The 22,480-nt window shown below is 56.5% G+C and carries 14 protein-coding genes; 4 read left to right on the forward strand and 10 right to left on the reverse strand.

Annotated elements, in window-relative coordinates:
* Positions 1-2: 2 nt before the first annotated feature.
* The 3 genes from BUC24_RS12750 to hemC are packed head-to-tail and all read right to left on the reverse strand — an operon-like array spanning position 3 to position 2,921.
* Positions 3-1,184: a uroporphyrinogen-III C-methyltransferase gene (locus BUC24_RS12750; protein ID WP_073216544.1), complete on the reverse strand. Its 1,182-nt coding sequence runs from the start codon at positions 1,182-1,184 to the stop codon at positions 3-5.
* A complete protein-coding gene (locus tag BUC24_RS12755) occupies positions 1,181-1,951 on the reverse strand; it encodes a uroporphyrinogen-III synthase (RefSeq protein ID WP_073216548.1) in 771 nt (256 codons plus the stop codon). The genes BUC24_RS12750 and BUC24_RS12755 overlap by 4 nt, the downstream gene beginning before the upstream one ends.
* Complete coding sequence (hemC, locus tag BUC24_RS12760) at positions 1,944-2,921, reverse strand: hydroxymethylbilane synthase (protein ID WP_073216551.1); 978 nt, start codon at positions 2,919-2,921, stop codon at positions 1,944-1,946. The genes BUC24_RS12755 and hemC overlap by 8 nt, the downstream gene beginning before the upstream one ends.
* Positions 2,922-3,063: 142 nt before the next feature.
* On the opposite strand from hemC, the gene ppc reads away from it, so the two are divergent.
* Positions 3,064-5,874: a phosphoenolpyruvate carboxylase gene (gene ppc, locus BUC24_RS12765; RefSeq protein ID WP_073216554.1), complete on the forward strand. Its 2,811-nt coding sequence runs from the start codon at positions 3,064-3,066 to the stop codon at positions 5,872-5,874.
* Positions 5,875-6,367: 493 nt separating this feature from the next.
* Positions 6,368-8,368 (forward strand): tetratricopeptide repeat-containing diguanylate cyclase, encoded by a 2,001-nt coding sequence (locus tag BUC24_RS12770; RefSeq protein ID WP_073216557.1) that lies wholly within the window; start codon positions 6,368-6,370, stop codon positions 8,366-8,368.
* 8 nt (positions 8,369-8,376) lie between these two features.
* Here BUC24_RS12770 and BUC24_RS12775 read toward each other — a convergent pair whose 3' ends face one another.
* The 4 genes from BUC24_RS12775 to BUC24_RS12790 all read right to left on the reverse strand — a co-directional run bounded on the left by BUC24_RS12775 (position 8,377) and on the right by BUC24_RS12790 (position 10,205).
* Entirely contained in the window at positions 8,377-8,616 is a 240-nt protein-coding gene (locus BUC24_RS12775) for a hypothetical protein (protein ID WP_073216560.1), read from the reverse strand.
* 88 nt (positions 8,617-8,704) lie between these two features.
* Positions 8,705-9,184 carry a hypothetical protein gene (locus BUC24_RS12780; RefSeq protein ID WP_143167505.1) on the reverse strand — a complete coding sequence of 160 codons (480 nt, stop codon included), beginning with the start codon at positions 9,182-9,184 and terminating at the stop codon, positions 8,705-8,707.
* Between the two features lie 2 nt (positions 9,185-9,186).
* The gene (locus BUC24_RS12785; protein WP_073216568.1) at positions 9,187-9,726 is read right to left on the reverse strand and encodes an RNA 2'-phosphotransferase; all 540 of its coding nucleotides are present in this window, start codon (positions 9,724-9,726) and stop codon (positions 9,187-9,189) included.
* Positions 9,723-10,205 carry a hypothetical protein gene (locus tag BUC24_RS12790; protein WP_073216571.1) on the reverse strand — a complete coding sequence of 161 codons (483 nt, stop codon included), beginning with the start codon at positions 10,203-10,205 and terminating at the stop codon, positions 9,723-9,725. The genes BUC24_RS12785 and BUC24_RS12790 overlap by 4 nt, the downstream gene beginning before the upstream one ends.
* Positions 10,206-11,301: 1,096 nt before the next feature.
* Between BUC24_RS12790 and BUC24_RS12795 the strand changes: the two genes are divergently transcribed.
* Together BUC24_RS12795 and BUC24_RS12800 are read left to right on the forward strand one after the other, a co-directional pair.
* A complete protein-coding gene (locus tag BUC24_RS12795) occupies positions 11,302-12,117 on the forward strand; it encodes a hypothetical protein (RefSeq protein WP_073216574.1) in 816 nt (271 codons plus the stop codon).
* A gap of 681 nt (positions 12,118-12,798) precedes the next feature.
* Positions 12,799-17,247 (forward strand): PIN domain-containing protein, encoded by a 4,449-nt coding sequence (locus BUC24_RS12800; protein ID WP_143167506.1) that lies wholly within the window; start codon positions 12,799-12,801, stop codon positions 17,245-17,247.
* 124 nt (positions 17,248-17,371) lie between these two features.
* On the opposite strand, the gene BUC24_RS12805 is transcribed toward BUC24_RS12800, so the two are convergent.
* From BUC24_RS12805 to BUC24_RS12815, 3 genes are all read right to left on the reverse strand, one after another.
* Positions 17,372-18,604 carry a hypothetical protein gene (locus BUC24_RS12805; RefSeq protein ID WP_073216581.1) on the reverse strand — a complete coding sequence of 411 codons (1,233 nt, stop codon included), beginning with the start codon at positions 18,602-18,604 and terminating at the stop codon, positions 17,372-17,374.
* A 420-nt stretch (positions 18,605-19,024) separates the two neighbouring features.
* The gene (locus BUC24_RS12810; protein ID WP_218606506.1) at positions 19,025-21,082 is read right to left on the reverse strand and encodes a PQQ-dependent sugar dehydrogenase; all 2,058 of its coding nucleotides are present in this window, start codon (positions 21,080-21,082) and stop codon (positions 19,025-19,027) included.
* A 280-nt stretch (positions 21,083-21,362) separates the two neighbouring features.
* Positions 21,363-22,376, reverse strand: coding sequence for a MerR family transcriptional regulator (locus BUC24_RS12815; protein ID WP_073216588.1), 1,014 nt, complete (start codon positions 22,374-22,376; stop codon positions 21,363-21,365).
* Positions 22,377-22,480: the final 104 nt, after the last annotated feature.

Here is a 22,480-nt window from a genome sequence, read left to right on the forward strand (position 1 = left end):
GCTTAAGGCTTCGACTTGTAGTTGCGCACAGCATTCAGGCTGTCCGACAGCGACGGCATTTCAATCGCCACGTTATGAGCTTGCACCTGACGCAGCAGATTCTGCGCGCTCTGGGTGCTGGCAGCACGGTTGTCGAAGTGCTTGGCCAACGCATCCTGCACGGCCAGCAGGTCGGTGCGGAAGGCGGTTTCGTTACGCGACATCAGCGCCAGGCGCGCATTGAGCAGGCGCAGCTTGAGGTTTTCGCGCATGAAGTAAGCCTGCTCGGGCGACAGCATCAGTGCATCGGGCGAATCAACCGTGCGCACGCGAATCAGCTGGCGAATATCGGTCCACATTTCGTCCGACCATGCGCGCCAGGTGGCTTGCGCGCGGCTGGCGTAGGTGTCCGGTTCGGGTGCCACGACAGGAGCAGGCGCCGTCTTCACACCCGCTTTGGGCTTCACATCCATCTTGCGCGGGCGGACCACGGGAGCCGGCAGGGCCGGCTTTTCGTCGGCCAGCATTGGCAGCGCGTCAATCAGGGCGATGGCGTTATCGATCCGCAGGGCTACGCCCACGGTGTCGATCGATGGCAGCGCCTTGAGCTTGTCGATATCCTTGGCAATGGCGCGGCGGATGGTGATGAATTGCGGTTTGTCCGAGCGTGACAGCGAACGATCGGCATTTTGCAGCGCAATCAGCGCGCCCTGCACGTTGCCCGACAATTGCAGCTGCTGGCTGGCAGTGGACAGCACCTGCTCAATTTCAGCCAGCGCCCACTCGTCGCGGTTTTTCGACAGATCCTGGTAAAGCTGTTCCAGGGCCAGCTGCTGGCTTTGGGCTTCGAGCTGGCGGTTTTCCAGCGCGGTGACCTTTTCTTGCAAGCCCTTGGCCAGGTCCTGCACCGAGTTGGCCGTAGCCGCCGTCTGTGCATTGACCACTTCGCCCTTTTGCACGCTGCGCGCCATTTCCATGCGCAAGCGCTGCAAGCTATTGCGGGTCGACCAGGCGTTGGCGGCCAGCAGCAGCGCGATCACAATCACCGAAACAGTGAGGGGACGCTGCAAAATGTCGGAAATGGACGGGCCGGCCTGCGGTGCGGCAGGCGGCGGCGGTGGACTGGCGTAGTTCGCCTGAGGCGCGCTCGCCGGGGCAGCGGCAGCCGCTGGTTTGGGTTCTGGAATGGTAGGCAATTCGTTCATGGTCGTGATTGTAACGCGGCAAGCAGTCGTTCGTCGCCTGATCCACAGAGTGTCAGCTGGGTAATTCCGAGCCCGCTCGCCGTTTCGGCAATCCTGGCGTGCGGAACGATCATCCGCTGTTGTTGCAATTTTGCTACATATTCAGGATTTCCCAGTGCATTCACCAGGGCAAACAAGCCGCGCAGAGCTTCCGAACTGGTGATGATCCAGTCATTTTGCGTGTCCAGCAAGCGCTGCAGCTGTTCGCGCAGCGGCGCGCTCATCGGCGGCACGCTGCGCCGGTAGGCAGCCACCGTGGTGACGCGGGCACCGGCGGCGCGCAGGCCGTCGGCCATGAGTTCGCGCCCGCTTTCGCCACGCACGATCAACACTTCTTTACCCGCCAAGCTGGCCAGGTCCAGGGTCTGCAGCAGGTTTTCCGAATCGCTGCGCGACGGATCCTTGGGGCTGATGATGGTCGTATTGCTCGGGTCGATACCATGCGCTGCCAGGGCGGCGCGGCTGCCCTCGCCCAGCACCGCCACCGTTACCTCGGGCGGCCAGGCGGGAATGTGAGCAAAGGCCGCGTCAATGGCGTTGGGCGACACAAAGGCCACCAGCGCGTAACGGCGCAGGTCGGCCAGGGTGGCGATCAGGGCGCACTGGTCGTCCAGCGGAAAAATCTCCAGCAGCGGCAACAGCACCACCTCGCGCCCCAGCTGGGCCACCTGGTGCGCCAGTGCTTGCGCCTGCGCCTTGGGGCGGGTGATGACGACGGCGTCAGTCATCGGCGGCGGCGGCCTCGGCTTTGCAGACGGCCAGAATCGCATTCGCATCCTGGTCGGCCAGCAGTTTGGATACCTGTTCGCCCAGCGCTTCCGGCGCGTCGGCCGGGCCGGACAGTTCGGCGCTGGCCATGCGCGTGCCGTCGGGCGTGGCAACCATGGCGCGCAGGCGCATGGTGCCCTGGTCCACGGTGGCAAACGCCGCCAGCGGAATCTGGCAGCTGCCGCCAAACACCTTGGACACCTTGCGCTCGGCCGCCACAGCCTGCGACGTGGCCAGGTGGTTCAGCGGCGCCAAAATGGCGCGCAGATCCAGCCCATCGTCGCGCTCGGCAATTTCGATGGCCATGGCGCCCTGACCGGCAGCCGGCAGGCTGGTTTCCGGTTCCAGCAGCGCGCGAATGCGCTCTGGCAAGCCAAGCCGCTTCAGACCGGCTGCTGCCAGAATGATGGCCGCGTAATCGCCGCGGTCCAGCTTGCCCAGGCGGGTATCCAAATTGCCGCGCAGCGGCTGAATGACCAGATGTGGGTAGCGGGCTGCAATCAGCGACTGGCGGCGCAGGCTGCTGGTGCCAACAACGGCGCCAGCCGGCAAGTCTGCCAGGCTGTTGTAATGGTTGGAAACGAAGGCATCGCGCGGATCTTCGCGCTCCAGCACGGCTGCCAGGGCAAAGCCTTCCGGCAAGTCCATTGGCACATCCTTGAGGGAATGGACGGCCAGATCGGCACGGCCTTCGGCCATGGCCACCTCGAGTTCCTTCACAAACAAACCCTTGCCGCCGACCTTGGAGAGGGCGCGGTCCAGGATCTGGTCACCGCGCGTTGTCATGCCAAGGATCTCAATGCTGCAGTGCGGATATAATAGTGCTAATCGCGCGCGTACATGCTCTGCCTGCCACATGGCCAGGCGGCTCTCCCGCGAGGCGATCACAAGCTTGGAGGGCGGCTGCGGTAGTTGTTCAGTTGCTTTCAAAACGGATTCTTTCACTGTCGTTAAACCCTAACCGGCATGGCGTCAGTTATCGGCTCTTGCATAAGATCACAAATTTTATCATGCGCCCCCTTTGCAGAACCTGGCCATAAGCCTTTGCACCAACATTTCACTCTGGTCCAACATGGTAAATCAAGCTGCTGCTCAAGAAACCCAACCTGTCCTCGATAAGGACGCACCACTGAAAGAAGACATCCGCCTGCTCGGCCGCCTGCTCGGCGACGTGCTGCGCGACCAGGAAGGCGAGGACGTGTTCAACGTCGTCGAGACGATTCGCCAGACCGCGGTGCGTTTCCGCCGCGAGGACGACGCCCAAGCCGGCAAAGACCTCACCGCCCTGCTCCACAAGCTGACCCGCAACCAGACCATTTCGGTGGTGCGTGCGTTTTCTTACTTCTCGCACCTTGCCAATATCGCCGAAGACCAGCACCACATTCGCCGCCGCCGCGCCCACCTGCTGGCCGGTTCCGCCCCGCAGCAAGGCAGCGTCAGTTTCGCGCTCAGCAAACTGAAACAGGCAGGCGTAAAAGGCGATACCGTGCGCACCTTCTTCCAGGATGCGCTGATCGCCCCCGTGCTGACCGCCCACCCGACCGAAGTGCAGCGCAAATCCATTTTGGATGCCGAGCATGACATCGCGCGCCTGCTGGCCGAACGCGACCTGCCGCTCACGCCGAAAGAGCGCGTGGCCAACACCGCCCTGCTGCACGCCCGCATTGCCACGTTGTGGCAGACGCGCATGCTGCGCTACTCCAAGCTGACGGTGGCCGACGAAATCGACAACGCCTTGTCCTACTACCGCATTACCTTCCTGCGCGAGCTGCCAGGCCTGTACGACGACATTGAAGAAGAAATCGGCAGCCACTATCCCGACCACGAATCGTCGCTGGGCGACGCGGCCTACGTGCAAATGGGCAGCTGGATCGGCGGCGACCGTGACGGCAACCCCAACGTTAACGCCGGCACCATGCAGCACGCACTGGTACGCCAGGCCACCACGATTCTCGATTTTTACCTGGATGAAGTGCACGCCCTGGGCGCCGAGCTGTCCATTTCCACCCTGATGGTGGGCGCCAGCCCGGCCCTGCAAACACTGGCAGATGCCTCGCCCGACCATTCGCCGCATCGTAGCGACGAGCCATACCGCCGCGCCCTGATCGGCGTGTACGCGCGCCTGGCCGCCACCGCCCGTGCCCTGGGCGCCACCAACATCCTGCGCAAGGAAGTTGGCCACGCCGAGCCGTACGCCCAAGCGAGCGAGTTTGGCGCCGACCTGGCCGTGCTGGCCGAATCGCTGCGCACCAACCACGGCGCGCTGCTGATCAAGCCGCGCCTGGCCACGCTGCAGCGCGCGGCCGGCATCTTTGGCTTCCACCTTGCGTCGCTGGACATGCGCCAGACATCGGACGTGCACGAGCGCGTGCTGGCCGAGCTGTTTGCCACCTCCGGCGTAGAAGCGGACTACGCCAAGCTCGATGAAGCGCAGAAGAGCAAGCTGCTGCTGGCCGAACTGGCGCAACCACGCCTGCTGTACTCGCCCTATTCGGACTACAGCGACGAAACAGAGTCCGAACTGACCATCCTGCGCGCAGCGAAGGACATTCGCGAGCGTTACGGCGCGCGCGCCATCCGCAACTACATCATCTCGCACACGGAAGAAGTGTCCGACCTGCTGGAAGTACTGCTGCTGCAAAAAGAAACCGGCCTGCTGCGCACCAAGTCGAAAGAACTGGACGCGATGGTCATTCCTCTGTTCGAAACCATTCCCGACCTGCAGCGCGCGGCCGGCATCATGGACGAATGGATGGCCATTCCGCTGGTGAAGGAACTGATCGCCAAACAGGGGCAGCTGCAGGAAGTCATGCTGGGCTACTCCGACTCCAACAAGGACGGCGGCTTCCTTACCTCCAACTGGGAACTGTACAAGGCCGAAATCAACCTGGTGCAAGTGTTCCAGCGCGCCGGCGTGAAGATTCGCCTGTTCCATGGCCGCGGCGGCACCGTGGGCCGCGGCGGGGGACCAAGCTACGAGGCGATCCTGGCGCAGCCAAAAGGCACCGTGAATGGCCAGATTCGCCTGACCGAACAGGGCGAAATCATCGCCTCCAAGTTCTCCAACGCCGACATTGGCCGCCGCAACCTGGAGCTGCTGGTCGCCGCCACGCTGGAAGCGAGCCTGATGCCGCATGCGACCGAAGGCGACATGGCCCAGCGCCTGGCCGGCTTTGAAGCCATCATGGCCGACCTGTCCGAGCGCGCCTACAAAGCCTACCGCAACCTGGTCTACGAGACCCCGGGCTTTACCGACTACTTCTTCGCCGCCACCCCGATTGCGGAGATCGCGGAGCTGAACCTGGGTTCGCGCCCGGCCTCGCGCAAGTCCACCCGCCGCATTGAAGACCTGCGCGCCATTCCTTGGGGTTTCTCGTGGGGCCAGTGCCGCCTGCTGCTGCCGGGCTGGTACGGCTTTGGCTCCGCCATCACGCAATGGCTGGAAGAAGGCCAGCGCGAGCAAAAGATCGCAACGCTGCAAGCCATGTACAAAGAGTGGCCGTTCTTCGCCACCCTGCTGTCGAACATGGACATGGTACTGGCCAAGACCGACCTGGCAATCGCCTCGCGCTACGCTGGCCTGGTGGCCGATGTGGAGCTGCGCGAGCGGATCTTCAAGCGCATCGCCGCCGAACATGGCACCGCCCTGCGCTGCCTGGAAAGCATCACCGGCGCGCACGAGCGGCTGGCGGGCAACCCGCTGCTGGCCCGTTCGATCCAGAACCGCTTTGCCTATCTGGACCCGCTGAACCATTTGCAGGTGGAGCTGATTCACCGCCACCGCGCCGTCGCTGGCGACCCTGCGCAAATCGATGAACGGGTCCACCGCGGCATCCATTTATCGATCAACGGCGTGGCTGCAGGCCTGCGAAATACGGGTTAATGCAAGGTGCATGTAGAAAGTTCGAAATTGAAACAATTGGAGAGAGTTGATGTCAGATCGCTATGTAAAATAGGTCCTGGATAGTAACCAGGGTGCGACGAACTCGCATCTCTCTCCTGACTAGCCCATTCGCGCACATGAAGAAATTCACGTGCGCTTTTTTTTGCCGTTTGAAGAACTAAGCTAGACGACCCATGAAGAAATAACTGCAGTGCCACATCGCCCTCGCGGAGGCGGGGGCTCGTCCTCGCGAAGGCGGGGACCCATCCCACATCCCCGAAGCCGGGCAGGCTGAACAACCTCGTACCTTATCTAATCACCACATCCGTCGCATCCACGCCGCAAAATAATTCCACTTACACATCGCAAGTTGTAACAAGGCAAGTAATTTATGTACTCTGCGGAAGTATTTCGGTACGCTATTGCGATGCATGCCCCTACCATTTTCCGCCCCCCTTCCCGACTGCTCCACTCCTTCCTGCTGAGTGCCTTAATGGCCACCACCAGCACCGTCTCCGCCGCGCCCCCAGTTGCCAACCCGCCAACAATCGCAACCCTCAAAGCCGAACTCGCGAACGAAGACAACAACCACCCCGAAGGAGCCGTCCCGAAGCTCCGCGCCGCCCTCAGCAACAAGGATTCGCTCCCCCTCGCCGACAAGCTCTGGCTCTTATCCAAGCTCTGCAGCAATCTCTATGAACTGAAAAAATTCGACGAAGCCATGATTCCCGCACGCGAAGGCCTGGCAGCCAGCGCGTCCCTCCCCATGGAACACGTCCGTTTCAGCACCATCGTCAGCGAAATACTGCACGAGACGGGCAAGGACGGCGAAGCCATCCAGGAATACCAGAAAATTGCCACGCTGCTGCCCGCCCTGGCCGCCCCAGAAACCAGCCGCAAAAGCCAGCTAGTTGCCGCCGATGCCTGGCACATGGCCGGCACCGCCCTGTTGGCCGCCGGCCAGGTCCCCGAAGCACAAGACCTGCTGATGCGCGGCCTGCGCATCTTCGAGATGAAGAACGACGAGCCAGGGCAGCAGGTCAGCGCAATGAACGGCCTGGCCATGGTTTACTACCGCACCGGCCGGCTGGACGACGCCATGCGCGAGCAACAACGCTCGATCGATATTGCCGAGCGCGCCAAGCTGCCCGACGCAATTTCCCGCGCCTATCTGCGCATGGCGCACTACCTGTCCAGCGCCGGCCGGGTCGACGAACAATTCCAGGCCTTGCTGACCGCCCGCGCGCGTGCCCAGGAATCCAGGAACGACTACAACCTGGCCGTCATCGCCACCAACCTGGCCGACGTGGCATTGCAGCGCAAAGACTACGCCGGTGCCCTGCAATTTGCAGAGCAAGCCATCCCCTTGGTGGAAAAGTCCAAAGACATTGAGTCCCTGCGCGTCTGCTGGATCAACAAAGGCGTGGCCCTGAACCGGCTTGGCCGGCCCGGCGGCATTGCCTGGATCCAGCGCGGCCTGGACGCCTTTGCCGCCGACCCCGCGCAACAAGACGTGGCCGCCGACGTGCAAGGCGTGCTGGCCGAGGAATACGGATTCAACCGCGATTTCGAAAAAGCCTACCTCGCCGCGGTCGAACACAAAAAGCGCAGCGACGCCGTACGCAAGGCCACTGACCTGAAGCGCATCGCCGAAGCCGATGCCCGTTATCAGGCCAGCAAAAAGCAGCGCCAGATCGAACTGCTGGAGCAAGAACAGCGCGGGCAAAAGCGTTTTCAACTGCTGGGCATTCTGGCTGGCGCGCTGGGCCTGCTGACTATCATCGTGCTGCTGATCAGCCGCATTTACCTCAAGCGCGCCTACCGCTCCGTGAGCGAGATGTCGCTGTCCGATCCGCTGACCGGCCTGCGCAATCGCCGTTACCTGGCCAGCCGTATCGAAGAAGACCTGGCACAAGTGGGCCGCCAGCGCGAAAGCGGCAACGCGCTTAACGCCGACGTGGTGTTCATGATGATCGACATGGACCACTTCAAGTCCGTGAACGACGTGCACGGCCATGCCGCTGGCGACGCCCTGCTCAAGCAGTTCTCCGCCATTTTGCTGGAAGAAGTGCGCGATGCCGACACGGTTGTGCGCTGGGGTGGCGAAGAATTCCTGATCGTGGCCAAGCAGTCATCGAATGCAGACATCCATCTGCTGGCGGAGCGTGTGCGCGCCCGTGTGGCGAGCGCCAACTTCGACCTGGGCCACGGCGTGGTCCTGCACAAAACCTGCTCCATCGGCTACGTCAGCTACCCATTCCCTGCTGCGGATGAGGCCCGGCCGCGCTGGGAAGACGTAGTGGAACTTGCCGACCAATGCCTGTACGCCGCCAAGAGCAGCGGACGCGACATGTGGGTCGGCGCCGTACAACGCGGGCCAGTGGGCGCGATGCCCGCCCGCCTGGACGTGCGGATGGGTATCGCAGAAGCGCTGTTTGACTTACAGCACAGCGAAGGCCGCACGCTTGCGTGGCACGACGGTGCGGAGAGCTGATTTGCGCTTCAGGTGTAGCGTTTCAAAGCCTTTGCAAGCTTCCACACGCCACCGTTGAAAACCGCCAGGATTGTCAGCGAAATGCCAAGCACCACGGGATCGGTCGGGTCGCTTACAACGTCCGCGAAGAACAGCGCCGAAAAGGCGCATAGCGTAGTGGGTATCGCCATCATCAGGAATATTGCGAACGGGCCTGCCTTGCGGATGAAGGCTGGCATGGCTTTGAGAAAAGCTGGTGTGCTTGGCATGATCTTCTCCTTGGTCGCAGGGACGACCTCAAGCGTAGATCGATTGCTGCAAAGCGCCTGATTCTGGAACAAGGAAACCGAGGAGGCCTTATTTCACGGCACGGCATCCATCCTCAAAATTGCGCATATCGTACCCGCCGGCCTTGCTGGAATACGCCGACTTGGGCACCACCACCAGCGTGAATGGTGCTGACATCTGATTGCGGTACTTGCAGCCTTCCGCCAGCACGCCCACATTCACATTCACGTTCAGTGGCCGGGATTCAACGCCAGTGTAGACATACATACTGGCAATTTTGACGGTACCGCTAGCCGCCGCCTGTTCTCCAACGGCGACCGCCACAAACATTTGGCTTTCGAAATCGATGGTGGCAAGCAGCGCCTGCCACTGCGTTTCGTTCAGCGTTGGTTTGACCCAGGACCGCTCCAACGCGGCCCGATCGAGAAAATAACTAACTTGCGGGGTGGGTGGTCCCGCCGTTCCCAAATACACCTGACGAAATGAAACGGATTCCTGATCACACGCGGTGAGGATCAGCATCGCTATCAGGATAAAAATGTGCGCCATCGTTATTCGGGAAAATCAATGTAGGCAACCGGCACGGCATTGGTAAGCCAGACGCCATTGTCCGACATAAAAAACACAAACCCGTCACGATGCATGGCCGCCGCATTGACAACCAATATGCGCGGCTGTCCGTGGCGCGTGCCGACCTTGGTCGCCGTTTCTGTATCTGGAGACAAGTGAACATGTTGCCGAGCGCCGGCGTGCAAGCCCTGCTCGCGGATCGAAGCCACGAAACGACTCGCAGTACCGTGGAATAGCTGCGCAGGCGGCACTTGTGGCGCGAGTTTAAGATCGACTGCAACCGAATGCCCCTGGTTGGCGCGGATGCGAGTACCGTTCGCGTCGATGGCAAAGCGCTGTTTGTCGCTGTTTGCGACGATGTCGATCAGAAGCTCCCTCGTTAAGGGCGTTCCTTTTTTATTGGCGAGTGATATGAGCTGCGCGATATCAGCCCAGCCTTCGGCATCGAGCATCAAGCCGATTTCTTCCGGCTTGTGACGCAAAACCAGACTTAGAAATTTGCTAGCTCTCTCTTGATTCATTTTATTCCTGACGTTTCTGTGGCCACAAATTGCCTCAACGATTCAAGGATTTGCCGTGACCGTTCGGCTATTGGCTGCGCGTGCCCAATCACTAGTCTGGCAGCTTCAGGACCCAGTTTTCTAACGAGTTTCGCATAACACTGCACCTCGCGTGGCGAGTATTCCAGACTCAGCAGCTTGGCCGTTTTAAACAAAAATCGCTCGACTTCCCCAGAGTCCAACAGCTCCGGATGTTGCTTAAGCGCGCGCGCCAAATCACTTTTGATCAGGCGCCCAAACGGCAAATGAGGATCTTTCAAGATCACAGCAATGCCGACCGCCGCTGCGGCGCGGTCACCCTCACGAATCGCACGTGCCACCCGAGTAAAGACCTGGGAAATGCGCACGCCCGGATGGTCGCAGGCAGGACGATCCTCATACGCCTCTAGGTCAAAGCCAAGAAACGGAGTGAGCTGCTCAACGGTTTCAATATGGATCATAAAACACAAAGAAAAGAAGTCCCTGCATTCTAAGCCCTGCGAGCTTCATATCCCCCAAAGCCGCCCCCATCGCCCTCGCGAAGGCGGGGGCCCATACCACCGTTCCGCAGTCGTACGATCTGCCCAAAAAAAACGCTTCCGAAGAGGCGCTTTAAAAGTCATGCTGTCCACCTAAGGCTTCAACGTCACCTTAAATACCTTCGTATTCGTATTATTCGGAATACTATCCTTATCCCCCGCCGCATCGCTGTTGGCCATCCAAAGATTCCCATCAATCGAAGGCTCGACAGTGCGCAACCGGTCATAAGTCCCCACAAAGAACTGCCGCACATTAGTCAGCGCATCACCACTGATATCGCTGCGATACAAGCGATTCCCCGGCAAGGCAAGCAACGTACAACGAATTGCGCACGATGGCGATACCGCTGCACGAGCCTTCAGAATTGCATTCTGTCTGATTGGGCACGATATAACTCGACGTAACGAGGTCGCTGCCCGAACGCGGTTAGGCCTGCACTACAAGCAGGTACGAAACGAATGTTTTCCATGAGGGCGGCACCTTGTGTAACGGCTGTGCAAGCCGCTGGGCGCCTTAAAATTCAGTGGTATGTGTGATGACCTAACATTCCTCAACGGCCTACCAGTGCGGGTGCATCGCGAATCCCTTCCCACCCGCGCGATAGAAGGCGATCCCACAACACCTTTTTACAGGCTGATGAGCGCTACGGCATGTCAGTCAAGACGATCCGCTGAGGCTTAAAAACCGGGTGTTGACTCTTCGGGCATTGAGCCTCGATCGTAAGAACCACTTTATCCAGCGCACCTTCCCATGTATATCTCAACTCCGCGGTTCGTCTACCCGTCTCTATCATCTTCGCGGCATCCCCAGCAAACGTCTGTCTAGGTAACCCTTCCGTGACAATGCGCGCATTTTCCACATGGAATATTTGCTATTTTGACGTTACCTGCTAAAAAAGGATTGCTTCCCCCACGCGGAATAATATAAGAACTGCCGGTGGCCTTGGCGTACAAATTCCGTGGATTAGGTTCGATCAGGATGCTATAGCCATAGACCAATAGTCTAGTTAAAAACGAAATGGCGATTTTTTGCCCAAGGCAGGTTAACCTTAACGAAAGTATCCAAGATATGCTTAAACTAGGTGAAATAACAAAGGATGGTCACGTTATTGCGTCGATAGCTGCGCAAGACGAAGACTTGCTGGTTTATATAACCAACGCAGACCAGATTCGATATTTTACGGCAAGCAATGCTTTCGCGGAACGAATCGATCTTGGAGTTATCAATAGTACGATGAGCAAATTGAACCGGCTGCTAGATGCGTGTGATGACGATAAATTGAAAGCAAAGCTTAATAACCGGATCGCCTCCTCACTTTATGACGCGCTACTTTCAGCATCCACCGAGGCTGCCGAGCGCCGTTTTACTGAAATCCAAGGCACACTTGAAGGATTAGTCGACCGGCACACAGCCAAGCTTAGAATAATGACAATGCACATTTTCTTGACCATCATCGTTGCGGGAGTGATTAGTATTGTCGCGTTCTACTTAGTGGACGGTCGTGAATTCTTACTTTCGGCTGCGGCAGGCGGGGTAGGTGCGCTTTTTTCCATTTTGTCACGCAACTCTGAAATTACCGTGCAACCGTTCTATTCTTTTTGGAACAATTTTCTCGAATGTTTCGCGAAAATGCTTGCAGGGATGATTGCTGCGGTGTTTGTTGTACTGGCGGTCAAGGCGAATGTTGTTTTGGGATTCGCGTCATCAACATTCTATACTTTGTTTTTGTCTGTCCTCGCCGGATTTTCGGAACGGTTCGTCCCCGATTTCTTATCTAACACCGTGAAGAAAATTTCAAGTCAAACGAACAGTAGTGATGGTGACGTCGAGTGACCGATGAGTTTTCATCCTTTCGAATCTCAAAAGGGGCGAGGATTCGGCCGACTAATACGCTGGATATTATTCCGACACGGAACTATGTACGATTGGCAAAATTTGATGGCTGGAAGTGGAACGCAGATATTTGAGGGCCAGCCGGCCAGCGTGCGGAAACGATTACAATGGGGCCGCAACCAGAACACAGCAGCTTTGCGCCCCCCCTGAACAGGAACTGATATCTCCTATCCGCTAGCGTAAATCGCGCAAATGTTAATTTTCTCCCAATAACGTTCCACTAAATTTCACAAGCCTCAGTACAAACAGTTGGCACCACTAGCGACCGAGCAGAATGTTGCATTTGCATCTCCGAGAATGCCATATGTCGAGACTGGCCCACCTGACGGTGTAATTTTTGACTTGACTGCTGGTTTTTTACACAGTAGGTTCACATGATTAGTCAATTCAGTACCACGTAGATGTTTTGTAAAAGCCCGACTCGTCAGCCCCCTTAGGACCGCCTTTATCTCTCGGGTTAAATTTCTCCAAAGACGCCATACAAATAGGGGGCCAGGCACCCTGGGCGGTGCCGAAGCGAAAAATGTAGCCGTTACAAAAATTGTCCGCCCTGCACGCTTGCTGCTCAAGCTGTCATGTTGGATAACGATTCCCTTTGCTGGACTATCAACGGTTATGGGCATGAAGAAAAAAGAAAAGACCAACAAACCGAAGGGAATATCGAACCCAGCCGCCACAGGCGGTGCGGGTAACACTTTTGAGAGTCGCGTTCAAGCCTCGAGGCTCTTGGCAATGTGCCTGGGACACCCCATTCCCGGAAAAACGGACGGACGTGTGGTCGAGCTCAGGTTCCAGGGTCGCGTACATGATCACCATACCGACGACTTGATATGCACATTTGAAGACCGTGCAGGGGTACAAAGCCGAGTTCTGCTACAAATGAAGCTTTCGATGACCGCCAGGGAAAAAGATAAAGTTTTCTCGGATGCAGTTGGCGGCGCGTGGACCGACTTTGTTAATCCAGCCACATTCACGCGAGGAAATGACACTTTCTTTCTCGTCTATGATACCGCCTCGGCTCATGCAATGAGCGCTGCGAGTACGGTCACCGACTGGGCCCGCCGTTCAGCCACCACTGCCGAATTTCTTTTTAAAGTCGAGAAGGAACGCTTTAGCAACGCGGGCAACCGGAATGCGCTCGCGGCCATTCGCGGGGTAGCAGGACAATTCGCAGACCGGACCCTCACAGACGATGAAGTTTTCGATTTCATTAAGCATTTGCATTTCTATCCGCAGGACCTGAACCGGGAAAAGACACCCGAGCATCTGGGATACCTGAAGGATATTCAAATGGCCACGATTCTTTCCAAGCAGAAATTTGACCCACAAGAAGTCTGGGCAGAGTTGATAAATTGCTGCATGGGTTTAAACAAGGACGCAGCAACGGTAACGTTCGACAATCTGAGCGAAATCCTCGGGAGTCGACTAAACCTGCTGTTTGCGACCGCGCGAGGTGTCAATATCTCCACCTTGGATATATTTGCATCGTCGGCGCCCACGCAAAGTTCAGATTCAACTGCAAGTGAACTAACCAGACTCAGCGGACTCATCGAAAGGCTTTCTCGAGACCAGGCTTCACGGACGGTTGATGACGCCATGCCGGCCGCGCGAATCAATTCAATAAACAAGCTGGTTTCGGGCCAACTTGATGCAATCAACAAGCGCATCAAAGCCTTACAGTACATGGATGCGTTCCAAGAAATTCAGATTTTCGGCAGGGACCAGAGCGCGTTCGATAGGCACCAGCAAGCCCGTCTAATGCTCATGCGGGCGGCGTGTCGTTGGCATATCGAGGGCGCGAAGGCTGCTGCTGACGATTTCTTGGCAGCTGCAGACCTATGCGACGACGACGACAAGTTGGCAGCTGCGCGGGTTCGAGGTCTACTGTTGAAAGATAATATTCCCGGCGCAGTTGCCGCAGGACTTGTTGCCAGGGCAAAGTTTCCAGAGTCGTTGGCAGTTTGGCAAATCACAGCAAACGCCAGCTTCCTTCATGGCGAAGACCTTGACCTTGCTGACATCCCTCCGGGACACGGAGACGAGGCGGACGCGCTTCAAATAGTTGCCTGGGCTAAGCACAAGCACGGAGCTATCGCAGAAGCTGTCAGCATAGTTCTCGCTGCGATTGCTAAACCGACTGCCACCTTTTTTACGAGAGATGCTGCGTTGAGCATTTGCTTGGAGAAAGCTCTGGGTAATGCGTTCATATCTACATTCAAAATTGTCGACGCTGAAGACGCAGCCGCCCTAACCACGGCAGCGAACGCTTTTTCACCTAGAGGGCAGCGGCTGTGGACTTTACAGAGTAAGGAAACACTAGCCGCAACGGCCCATAACCTTTCGGCTGCTTTTGCCATTCTAGGGAACCCCGAAGAAGCACTCAACGTTATTTCGGAGGCTCGTTCGCACAGCGTAGATTCCGCAGACCTTGTGCGTGTTGAAATGGATGCACTCGCGTCCACGGATCGCGTTGCCCTCGCTCTTGACCGCGGCCGAGCTGAATTGCACCGCCTACCCAAAGATGGATTAGCCGCGTTCGGCCAGTTTGCTGCCGAACGTGGCGACGTAGCCGGGGTGGATGCGGCGTTCTCGGCCGCACTGCTGCTCGCGAAACGCGAACCCAAGCTCGAACAAATGTTAATTGCGCTTCGTTGGGAGGCAATGTTCCAATCCGACAAGGCGGCGGCAGTCGCCGAAATACAAGCTACCATTATCGACGATACGTCTTCGATTGCTGAACTGGCAGTTGCAGGCCGCATTCTCTTGGTCGAGGCCCCCGCCCTAGCCGCAAAGTTGATTGACTCCGCCGCACAGCGGTTGGTCACTACGAGCGACTCAGGCGAGCGATTCTTAATCGCGCAACTAATGTTACTCGCCAATCGTCTCGACAAAGCTGCGGAGGCCTACGAACTAATTCTTCCTCATGGCTTACATAGCCAAGTTCACAACGACCTGTTGTACTGCTATGTACGTCTGGATCAAAGGGTCAAAGCCAAGGAGCTTATTGATTCGTTTTCCTCGAATTGGATGTGTGACCGCAAAGCTCGCTCGCTTGCAATTGAATTGGGACTAAAGGCCGGCGATTGGGAACTACTCGGCCGGCTAGCTCCGGCGCAAATCTCCAATTTCCCGGCTGCGGCTGGCAGCTGGCTCTTTCAGTTAATGGTTGCCGGGCGCCAAAACGAACATGAAGTTGAGGATATTATATCGACGATTCCGGAGGTGCTTAACGGGAAGGTACGCGAATTAACGCAGATTGCGTCGCTTGAGATTCAGCACGGCCAAAAGAACCGCGCGATGCGCCGGCTGTACGCCATGCGTCGGACGAATTTGGAAAGCGTGGAAGCGGCATCGGCACACCTTATTGCACACGTTACCATTACGGATGACCTCCCTTTTATGGAGGACACTCTTGACGTTATAGGGCCAGGTACATCTGTCTCACTAGCTACTGATGAAGATACGACGGTCGTGTACACCATCGACCCGCTTGGATTCAAGGACCTTCCTGCAACCACTGAATTCGTCGCTCCCGAATCCGATGTCGCTAAGCTGCTACTCGGCGCACACGTGGGAAAGCACATTACCGTGTCCGACGGTTTCGGTGGTAGTCGGTTATATCTGGTCACGCATGTCCAATCTGCCTTTCGCCGACTCCTTGAGCTGTCACAATTGGCGCACAAAACCGCATTGGTTCCCTCTAGGTACGCCATATCAGTGTCAATTGGACATGATGAAGCCGGGAAGATGGACTTCAGCGCCTTGGAAAAGCAACTTCAACGGACTCATGAACGTGCGGCCCGCATCTTAAATGTGTACCACACGTCCCCAATTACCTTGGGCGGCCTCTCCACGCTACTTGGTAAAAGTGTCTTGGACATCGTTTTAGGTTGGCGAAGCGATGGCCCTGCCTTATGCGTTGGAGGCGGAGACCGTGCAGAGCGCCAAACCGCGGTGCAACGACTCCTTCAGTCAGAGGGACGATATGTCCTGGACGGCGCTACGCTGGCGGAGCTCGCCCGGATTGACGGTTTGGACTTGCTGTCGTTGCTTCCAAAAATATGGGTTTCCTCTGCAACGCGGGACTTAATTGAGGGACACCTGGCAGAGGCCCTCATCGGCCGCACCGAAGGGACCGCTTTCATTCACGACGGTGAACTCGCGTTTCGGGCGCGAACTGCCGAGGACCAAGCCTTTGAAGAGGCAATCTTAAGAAGAATGACAGCCGCTATCAAGGCACACTGTGCAGTTGCTCCCGCCTACGGAACGAAGGACTCCGCGACATTGGCAAAGCAAGTTCAAGGTGCGGTGTCCCCAGAAGAGCACGCAGTTCTGCTGCTCGCGGTTGAGAAGGAGGCGACCTTGATATCCGTCGACGCACGGTTGCGCTCCTTCGCCTCGGCAGTTTTTGGACTACAAGGCGTTTGGCCGCAGGCCCTACTAGAGATGGCACGACAGCGAGGAGCTATCACTGAGGACGATTACTCGCACGCCATTATCAAGCAGTTCTTGGCCAACCGTTCGTTCATTTCCGTGAACAGCAGAGACTTATTGTTTATGACATACCAAGGGACTGGCTACCTGCGGTACGGGATGACGGTGCTTGACGATTACCTCGCATCACCTGATACAGATTTTTACTCTGCAGCCGACGTAATGTTCGGTTTTTTGCAACTCCTGGCTGAGAGCAACTGTCACTTCGGTCCAATTGCAACTCTATTGGAGCGCACCGGAGAAGCGCTGCTTAGGCATAAGGATTGTCCGAAGTCGTATGCAGTAGCGCTCACGGTAGCTGCCCAAAGAGAATTTTCTAACGGAAATCCAGCGCGGGAGCACCTGCTCGCTCTGGCCGTCCGACGAGCAGAGATGGCATCTGCTCTTCCGCGAAAAGTCCAGTCCTTGAACGACGTCCAAGTGTTGATGTGCAGTAATCCCCCGATGATTGCCCACATAAAAAAGGACAGGGATGATCAGGAGTTTTCGCAACTTGCGGAACCACCGACCGTTAAAGGTTCCATTTCTAAGGGTTCGACTGAAGCCTCACCCGAAGTCCGAGTTAGGGAGCTTTAGTCCAACAAAAGAGTATCGTAAATTCGCTGAATGTAGTCGAGATTTAAAGGTGCACAACTCACGTGTGCCGCACAGAACGCGGCATTCAGGTCGCCGAAAACCGCTGTTCGTCACGCCCGGAAAATTAGCGTTCGCCCATGGGCGTGCGAAATTTGATCGCTCGCTCGATTATTCCGCGCTTCTCCAGCAATTGTGCATGATCAGTAGGCATGTCGAGCAACGCATTGGCCTGAATAAAAGTAACTCCTTCAGGTGAACAACGCAAATGATACAGAAATAAGGACCGGAAAAACTCTTGCAATTGGTAACATTGAAGCATCGCACTCTCACTCTGGTCCCCGGCATGCACGCTCTTGTTACGATACTCGCGAAGATGCTCGAGCACCTGGGAGTAATAGTGGGGTGTCTCATAAAGAAATGAACAGCGACGTACAATCGCATCTGCATTCTGTTCATGAGGCGACGCTAAACCTTCTAGTGCACCCCATAATTTTATCAACGCGACGTTCTGGTCAGATTCGTCGAGCGCGCGAACGTACCTCAGAAGCGCACTCTCAAGAATATCTCTGTATTGTGATGTATTAATCTGGCGGCGTATCCATGCTGCATTTTTCAAAAATATCCCGGGATGTTCGGGAATATACAAATCCGCACTCACAAAGTTCGGCTCGTGCCAAATAACCGAGGTAGCAAGCAAGCCATCTTTTTTATGAAGTGTATGGATCTGCCCGAGTCGAATGCGATTGATCGGTCGCCACTCGTTGGATGAAAATTGCATTTCAAAATTCGCCAGGTAGCACCAAATCCCGCGCTGCAGATCGATTACCCGAAGGGCTTTAGTAGCTGCCCTGGTCGCGGATTTTGATCGAACATGTATCAAAATGTTTTCGTACGTTCCCGTGGACTGAATAGGGTGAAACGCTGACTCAGCAATCGCGGCGGAGCGCGATATAAATTTCCGTGCCGGTCGACCGATAAAATCGATCCCACCTAAATCACTAAGAATTTTTTTTGCACGAAAATTTCGCTTCAACGAGATGCTGGTTAACAAAAGATAATCGTCTTCTCGCACGCTGTTTTCGTTTTTTACGATGGAACTAAGACACTCCATCAAACGTTCTGCGTTCAACTGTCCCGCAGCGGCCTCTGCGATGGCCTGCCAGAGAATGCGGCGCTTGTCAATATCGCTGAGATCGCTGGGAAACACTAACATAGATTGCAAGGTCAACAAGTCTTCTTGCACAGATGATCCTTTGAATGACACTCGACCTTCAGAAATCTCCACCATACCCTTGATGCGTTCTAAAATTACGGATGGTTTAAGGTTTTTGTTCTTTGTCTTCCAACCCATATTCATATGAATCTCCAGTGCGTAAAACGAATTTACCTTGACGCTCAGAACACATTTAATACGCAATCTACGATTTTAGGAACGAATTGAGTTTCATTCAGTCTAATTGTTTCGCCGGTAAGTCAGTCAGAGGTTTCGCGGTTCTAAAGGCATTGGTTTTAAATTATACTAAGCGCAACAGCTACTAGATAGGTTAAGTTCAACGGCTCTGCCAGCCGTTTGATGGGGAGATGGCACACAGAATCAATCACGTACTGAAACGGCTAGGCCTAAAAAAAACGGCCTACTGACGATCAATGATACGCTTGCTGCTCGTCGCCTCCGTTTGCAAATAACATCGGCGCAAGCGTTCCTGCCTTGCAGGCTTGAAAAACTCTGCTCAAAAAAAGAGCGCCTTAAATTCGGCGCTCTTTAGTCCAAAATAAATTATGGTTTCAATGTCACCTTAAAAATCTTCGTATTCGTATTATTCGGAATACTATCCTTATCCCCCGCCGCGTCGCTGTTAGCCATCCACAGATTCCCATCAATCGAAGGCTCGACAGTGCGCAACCGGTCATACGTCCCAACAAAGAACTGCCGCACATTAGTCAGCGCATCACCACTGATATCACTGCGGTACAAGCGCTTGCCGGCAAGGCAGGCGACGTACAGCGAATTTCGAACAATGGCAATGCCGCTGCACGAGCCCTCCGAATTGCGATAGGTTTGCTTCGGTACGATGTAACCAGTCGTCGCGCAACCGCTCCCTGACCGGGAGGTCACGCCTTCGCAATTCGGCCAGCCATAATTGCCGCCTTTAACGATCAGGTTCGTTTCATCCTGCGTATCGCCAAACTCCTGTTCCCACAAGCGTCCGCTCGAATCGAAAGCCAAGCCTTGCGGGTTGCGGTGACCGTAACTCCAGACATAGTTACCGTAAGGATTATCAGCCGGTGGCGTCCCGTTCGTATTCAAGCGCAGCACTTTGCCTGCCAGGTTATTGACGTCCTGCGCGTACGCGCCATTTTGCGCATCGCCCGTGGTGGCATACAGCTTGCCGTCAGGCCCAAAGCGCAGGCGCCCACCATTGTGGAACTTGTTCCGACCGATCCCCTTCAGCAACACCTCAAGCGTGGCCGTATTCAAACCGCCGTTTTGATACTGCATCCGGACGATACGATTGTCCGTCGCGGTGGTGTGATAGATGTACAGCCACGGATCCGTCGTTGGGAAGCCAGGCGGGATGGCGAGGCCAAGCAGGCCGCCCTCACCATCGGTTCCCTGCACGTTCGGAACGACACCGACTGTCTTCTTCACGCCGGTCGTTGGATTCAACAAAATAATGTCTTTCGCATCGCGCCGGCTATACATGATCGTACCGTCCGGCAGTGCCACCAAACCCCACGGAATATCGGTTTCGGTCGCCACCTGGGTGGTCGAGCAAATCACGTCGGTACACGCGTTACCCGAAGTCAGCGAAACGGTCGTACTGCGTGGCGATACATTGCCCTGCGCATCGCGCGCGGCCACGTTGTATTGGTAAGTCGTGTTGGCCGCCAGCCCGGTATCGGTATAGCCAAGCGTGCCGGTGGCGCCAATCTTCGCGCTGTTGCGATAAATATCGTATGCGGTGACCGCAACATTGTCTGTTGACGCAGCCCAGTTCAAGGTCGCGGTGGTGCCCGACACCGTGCCACGGAACTCAGTTGGCACCGATGGCGGCTGCGTGTCCGACTCGCATTGCGGCACTTTTACCTGAAGCGAAGTACTGGCTTGCGAAACGTTGCCAGCCGCGTCACGGGCGTTCACATAGACACCCCACGTCGCGCCAGGCGTAAGAACCAGCTGCGCGGTGAGCGTACTCGCGTTCACCGTGCCTAGGGCCTGGCCGTCACGATAAATATCGTAGTAAGCGACACCGACATTGTCGGTAGAGGCCTTCCAGGTCAGCGTGGCAGAGCGGCACGCGAGGTTGCTGATTGCCAGGCCGCTTGGCGGTGTTGGTGGCTGGGTGTCGGTCGGTGGTGTGGTGGTACCGCCGACAGTCCATTGCTGATGCGGCGTGCCTTCGCAGCGCCAGGTATCAATGCCGGTTGAATTGGCCGTTGCGGCCCCTTTCACAGTAAGGCACAAGCCAGACGCGGGATTGATGATGGTTTTGTCGGACCGGAGCGTCCACTTCTGATTTGCTCCGCCGTGGCAGGTGTAAGACTGCACTACAGCCTGTGGCTGGGTGCTGCCACCTTTGATGTCCAGGCAACGGGTGCCGTCAAAGGTTCTTAATTCGCCAGCGGAGGTGAATTCCCATTTTTGATTGGCGCCGCCGTGACAGTCGAAGATGATGGCCGGTGTTCCAGGTGCCTGGCTGCCTTTGGCTACGTCCAGACAGCGCTGTGATGCCGCGCTAATCAAGGTCGCGGGATTTGCCGCGTAGCTAGGAACGGCAAGGAGGCTGCCCATGCTGGCAAAAATGGAAGCGAGTGCGTAATTCGAACCGCTCATAGCGTGTCGCATAAGATTCAACCTCAAGGTAATTTAGTGTGGGACGCTCGATAGTCGAGGTAGCAATCTAGCTGACTAGCAAAGCAGAAATTGCACTTTGAACAATTGTGCGAAAAAGTAATGAGCTTAAGAATACGCCCAACCATCGCGACCGGCAAGCCGCACGCGAGCTTCCCAATAAAAACGTGCTCAGCAATAAAAAGGCGCCTCGATCGAGGCGCCTTTTAACGTTCACAACGCCCCATTGCGGTGCATAATTTGGAAAAATGGGTCGATCCGATCATCCGACGGCGGCAGCTATTGCCCCGCCAATAAACGGCTTCATATCATCGGAAATCCACGTTCCAACCATCAGGTCAGGCTCCCGCTCATAGGCGAGACGGATGCGCGCATGCGTCGCGGGATCCTCTCCACCCAAATCCCGCGATAAGTCGAGCCATTTCAGGGCCAACGCACGCACCGCCGGGTCCTTGGGCGCCTGCCCATCCGTCATCGCCTTATGCATCGCCGCTATCAACGCAGGCCATTCCTGCGCGCGCGTCCGGCAATTCGCATCCATGTAGGCATATTCATGCGGCAGCAGATATTTCTTGAATATCGCCAGTCGCTTCTGCGTGTAGGCTTCGCGAATGAATGCAAGCACCTCCGCATCAATCCCGTTCTGGTCGATCACTGCTTGCTCCCGCATCTGAATGTCGGTCAGGCGCACGGCAATGTCAGCGTTACCGCGTGTATCCCATTCCAGCTTGGCCATCCACTCCATCGCCAGCGCTTGCGCTGCTGGCGTTGCCGGCCCCTTTCCCATCGCAGTCTTCACTCGCTGAACCAGTTCGCTCCACTCCTTTGCAGCCTTAGTGTCCGGCGCCAGAAATGGCAATTCGGCGAGTTCTTCTTTCGTAAAATATTGGTCGTACATCGTCATTAACTCCAAAGTAGTAAGCCACTCGGCCAGGTCCGGTTGCGTGCCTGCGGTTACTTGACTGTGCAAGCGCTGCAGCTGCTCGCGCAACTGTGCGGTTTGCTGCAGTTGCGTATCCAGCGCAGTAATCTGCCGGTCAAGCACGGCCGCCAGACTCCCATCCGGCCTGTCGAGAAAAGCACCAATGTCGGTCAGCGACAAACCAAAGCGACGCAAGGCCTGAATCTGGTGGAGGCGTGCGATGTCGTCGCGGTGGTAAAGCCGGTAGCCGGCATCGGAACGCGCTGAAGGGCAAAGAAGACCAATGTCGTCATAGTGATGCAGCGTGCGCACCGTTAATCCGGAACGTTTCGCCAGCTCTCCAATTTTCAACATTCTTTTTTCTCCGTTGTTTCAGCGTGCTGCCAGGTTGCGGCCTTACGCTACGTTAGGGTCAAGCTGTTTTACGCTAAAAGTGGGGCCCAATGTGAAAAAAACCC

It is taken from the genome of Massilia sp. CF038, assembly GCF_900129765.1.
Classification (GTDB): domain Bacteria; phylum Pseudomonadota; class Gammaproteobacteria; order Burkholderiales; family Burkholderiaceae_D; genus Telluria_A.

Excerpts from the sequence above, each read along its gene's own strand:
- BUC24_RS12750 (WP_073216544.1), bottom strand. The coding sequence starts at position 1,184 with ATGAACGAATTGCCTACCATTCCAGAACCCAAACCAGCGGCTGCCGCT.
- BUC24_RS12755 (WP_073216548.1), bottom strand. The coding sequence starts at position 1,951 with ATGACTGACGCCGTCGTCATCACCCGCCCCAAGGCGCAGGCGCAAGCA.
- ppc (WP_073216554.1), top strand. The coding sequence starts at position 3,064 with ATGGTAAATCAAGCTGCTGCTCAAGAAACCCAACCTGTCCTCGATAAG.
- BUC24_RS12770 (WP_073216557.1), top strand. The coding sequence starts at position 6,368 with ATGGCCACCACCAGCACCGTCTCCGCCGCGCCCCCAGTTGCCAACCCG.
- BUC24_RS12775 (WP_073216560.1), bottom strand. The coding sequence starts at position 8,616 with ATGCCAAGCACACCAGCTTTTCTCAAAGCCATGCCAGCCTTCATCCGC.
- BUC24_RS12780 (WP_143167505.1), bottom strand. The coding sequence starts at position 9,184 with ATGGCGCACATTTTTATCCTGATAGCGATGCTGATCCTCACCGCGTGT.
- BUC24_RS12785 (WP_073216568.1), bottom strand. The coding sequence starts at position 9,726 with ATGAATCAAGAGAGAGCTAGCAAATTTCTAAGTCTGGTTTTGCGTCAC.
- BUC24_RS12790 (WP_073216571.1), bottom strand. The coding sequence starts at position 10,205 with ATGATCCATATTGAAACCGTTGAGCAGCTCACTCCGTTTCTTGGCTTT.
- BUC24_RS12795 (WP_073216574.1), top strand. The coding sequence starts at position 11,302 with ATGGCGATTTTTTGCCCAAGGCAGGTTAACCTTAACGAAAGTATCCAA.
- BUC24_RS12800 (WP_143167506.1), top strand. The coding sequence starts at position 12,799 with ATGAAGAAAAAAGAAAAGACCAACAAACCGAAGGGAATATCGAACCCA.
- BUC24_RS12805 (WP_073216581.1), bottom strand. The coding sequence starts at position 18,604 with ATGAATATGGGTTGGAAGACAAAGAACAAAAACCTTAAACCATCCGTA.
- BUC24_RS12810 (WP_218606506.1), bottom strand. The coding sequence starts at position 21,082 with ATGAGCGGTTCGAATTACGCACTCGCTTCCATTTTTGCCAGCATGGGC.
- BUC24_RS12815 (WP_073216588.1), bottom strand. The coding sequence starts at position 22,376 with ATGTTGAAAATTGGAGAGCTGGCGAAACGTTCCGGATTAACGGTGCGC.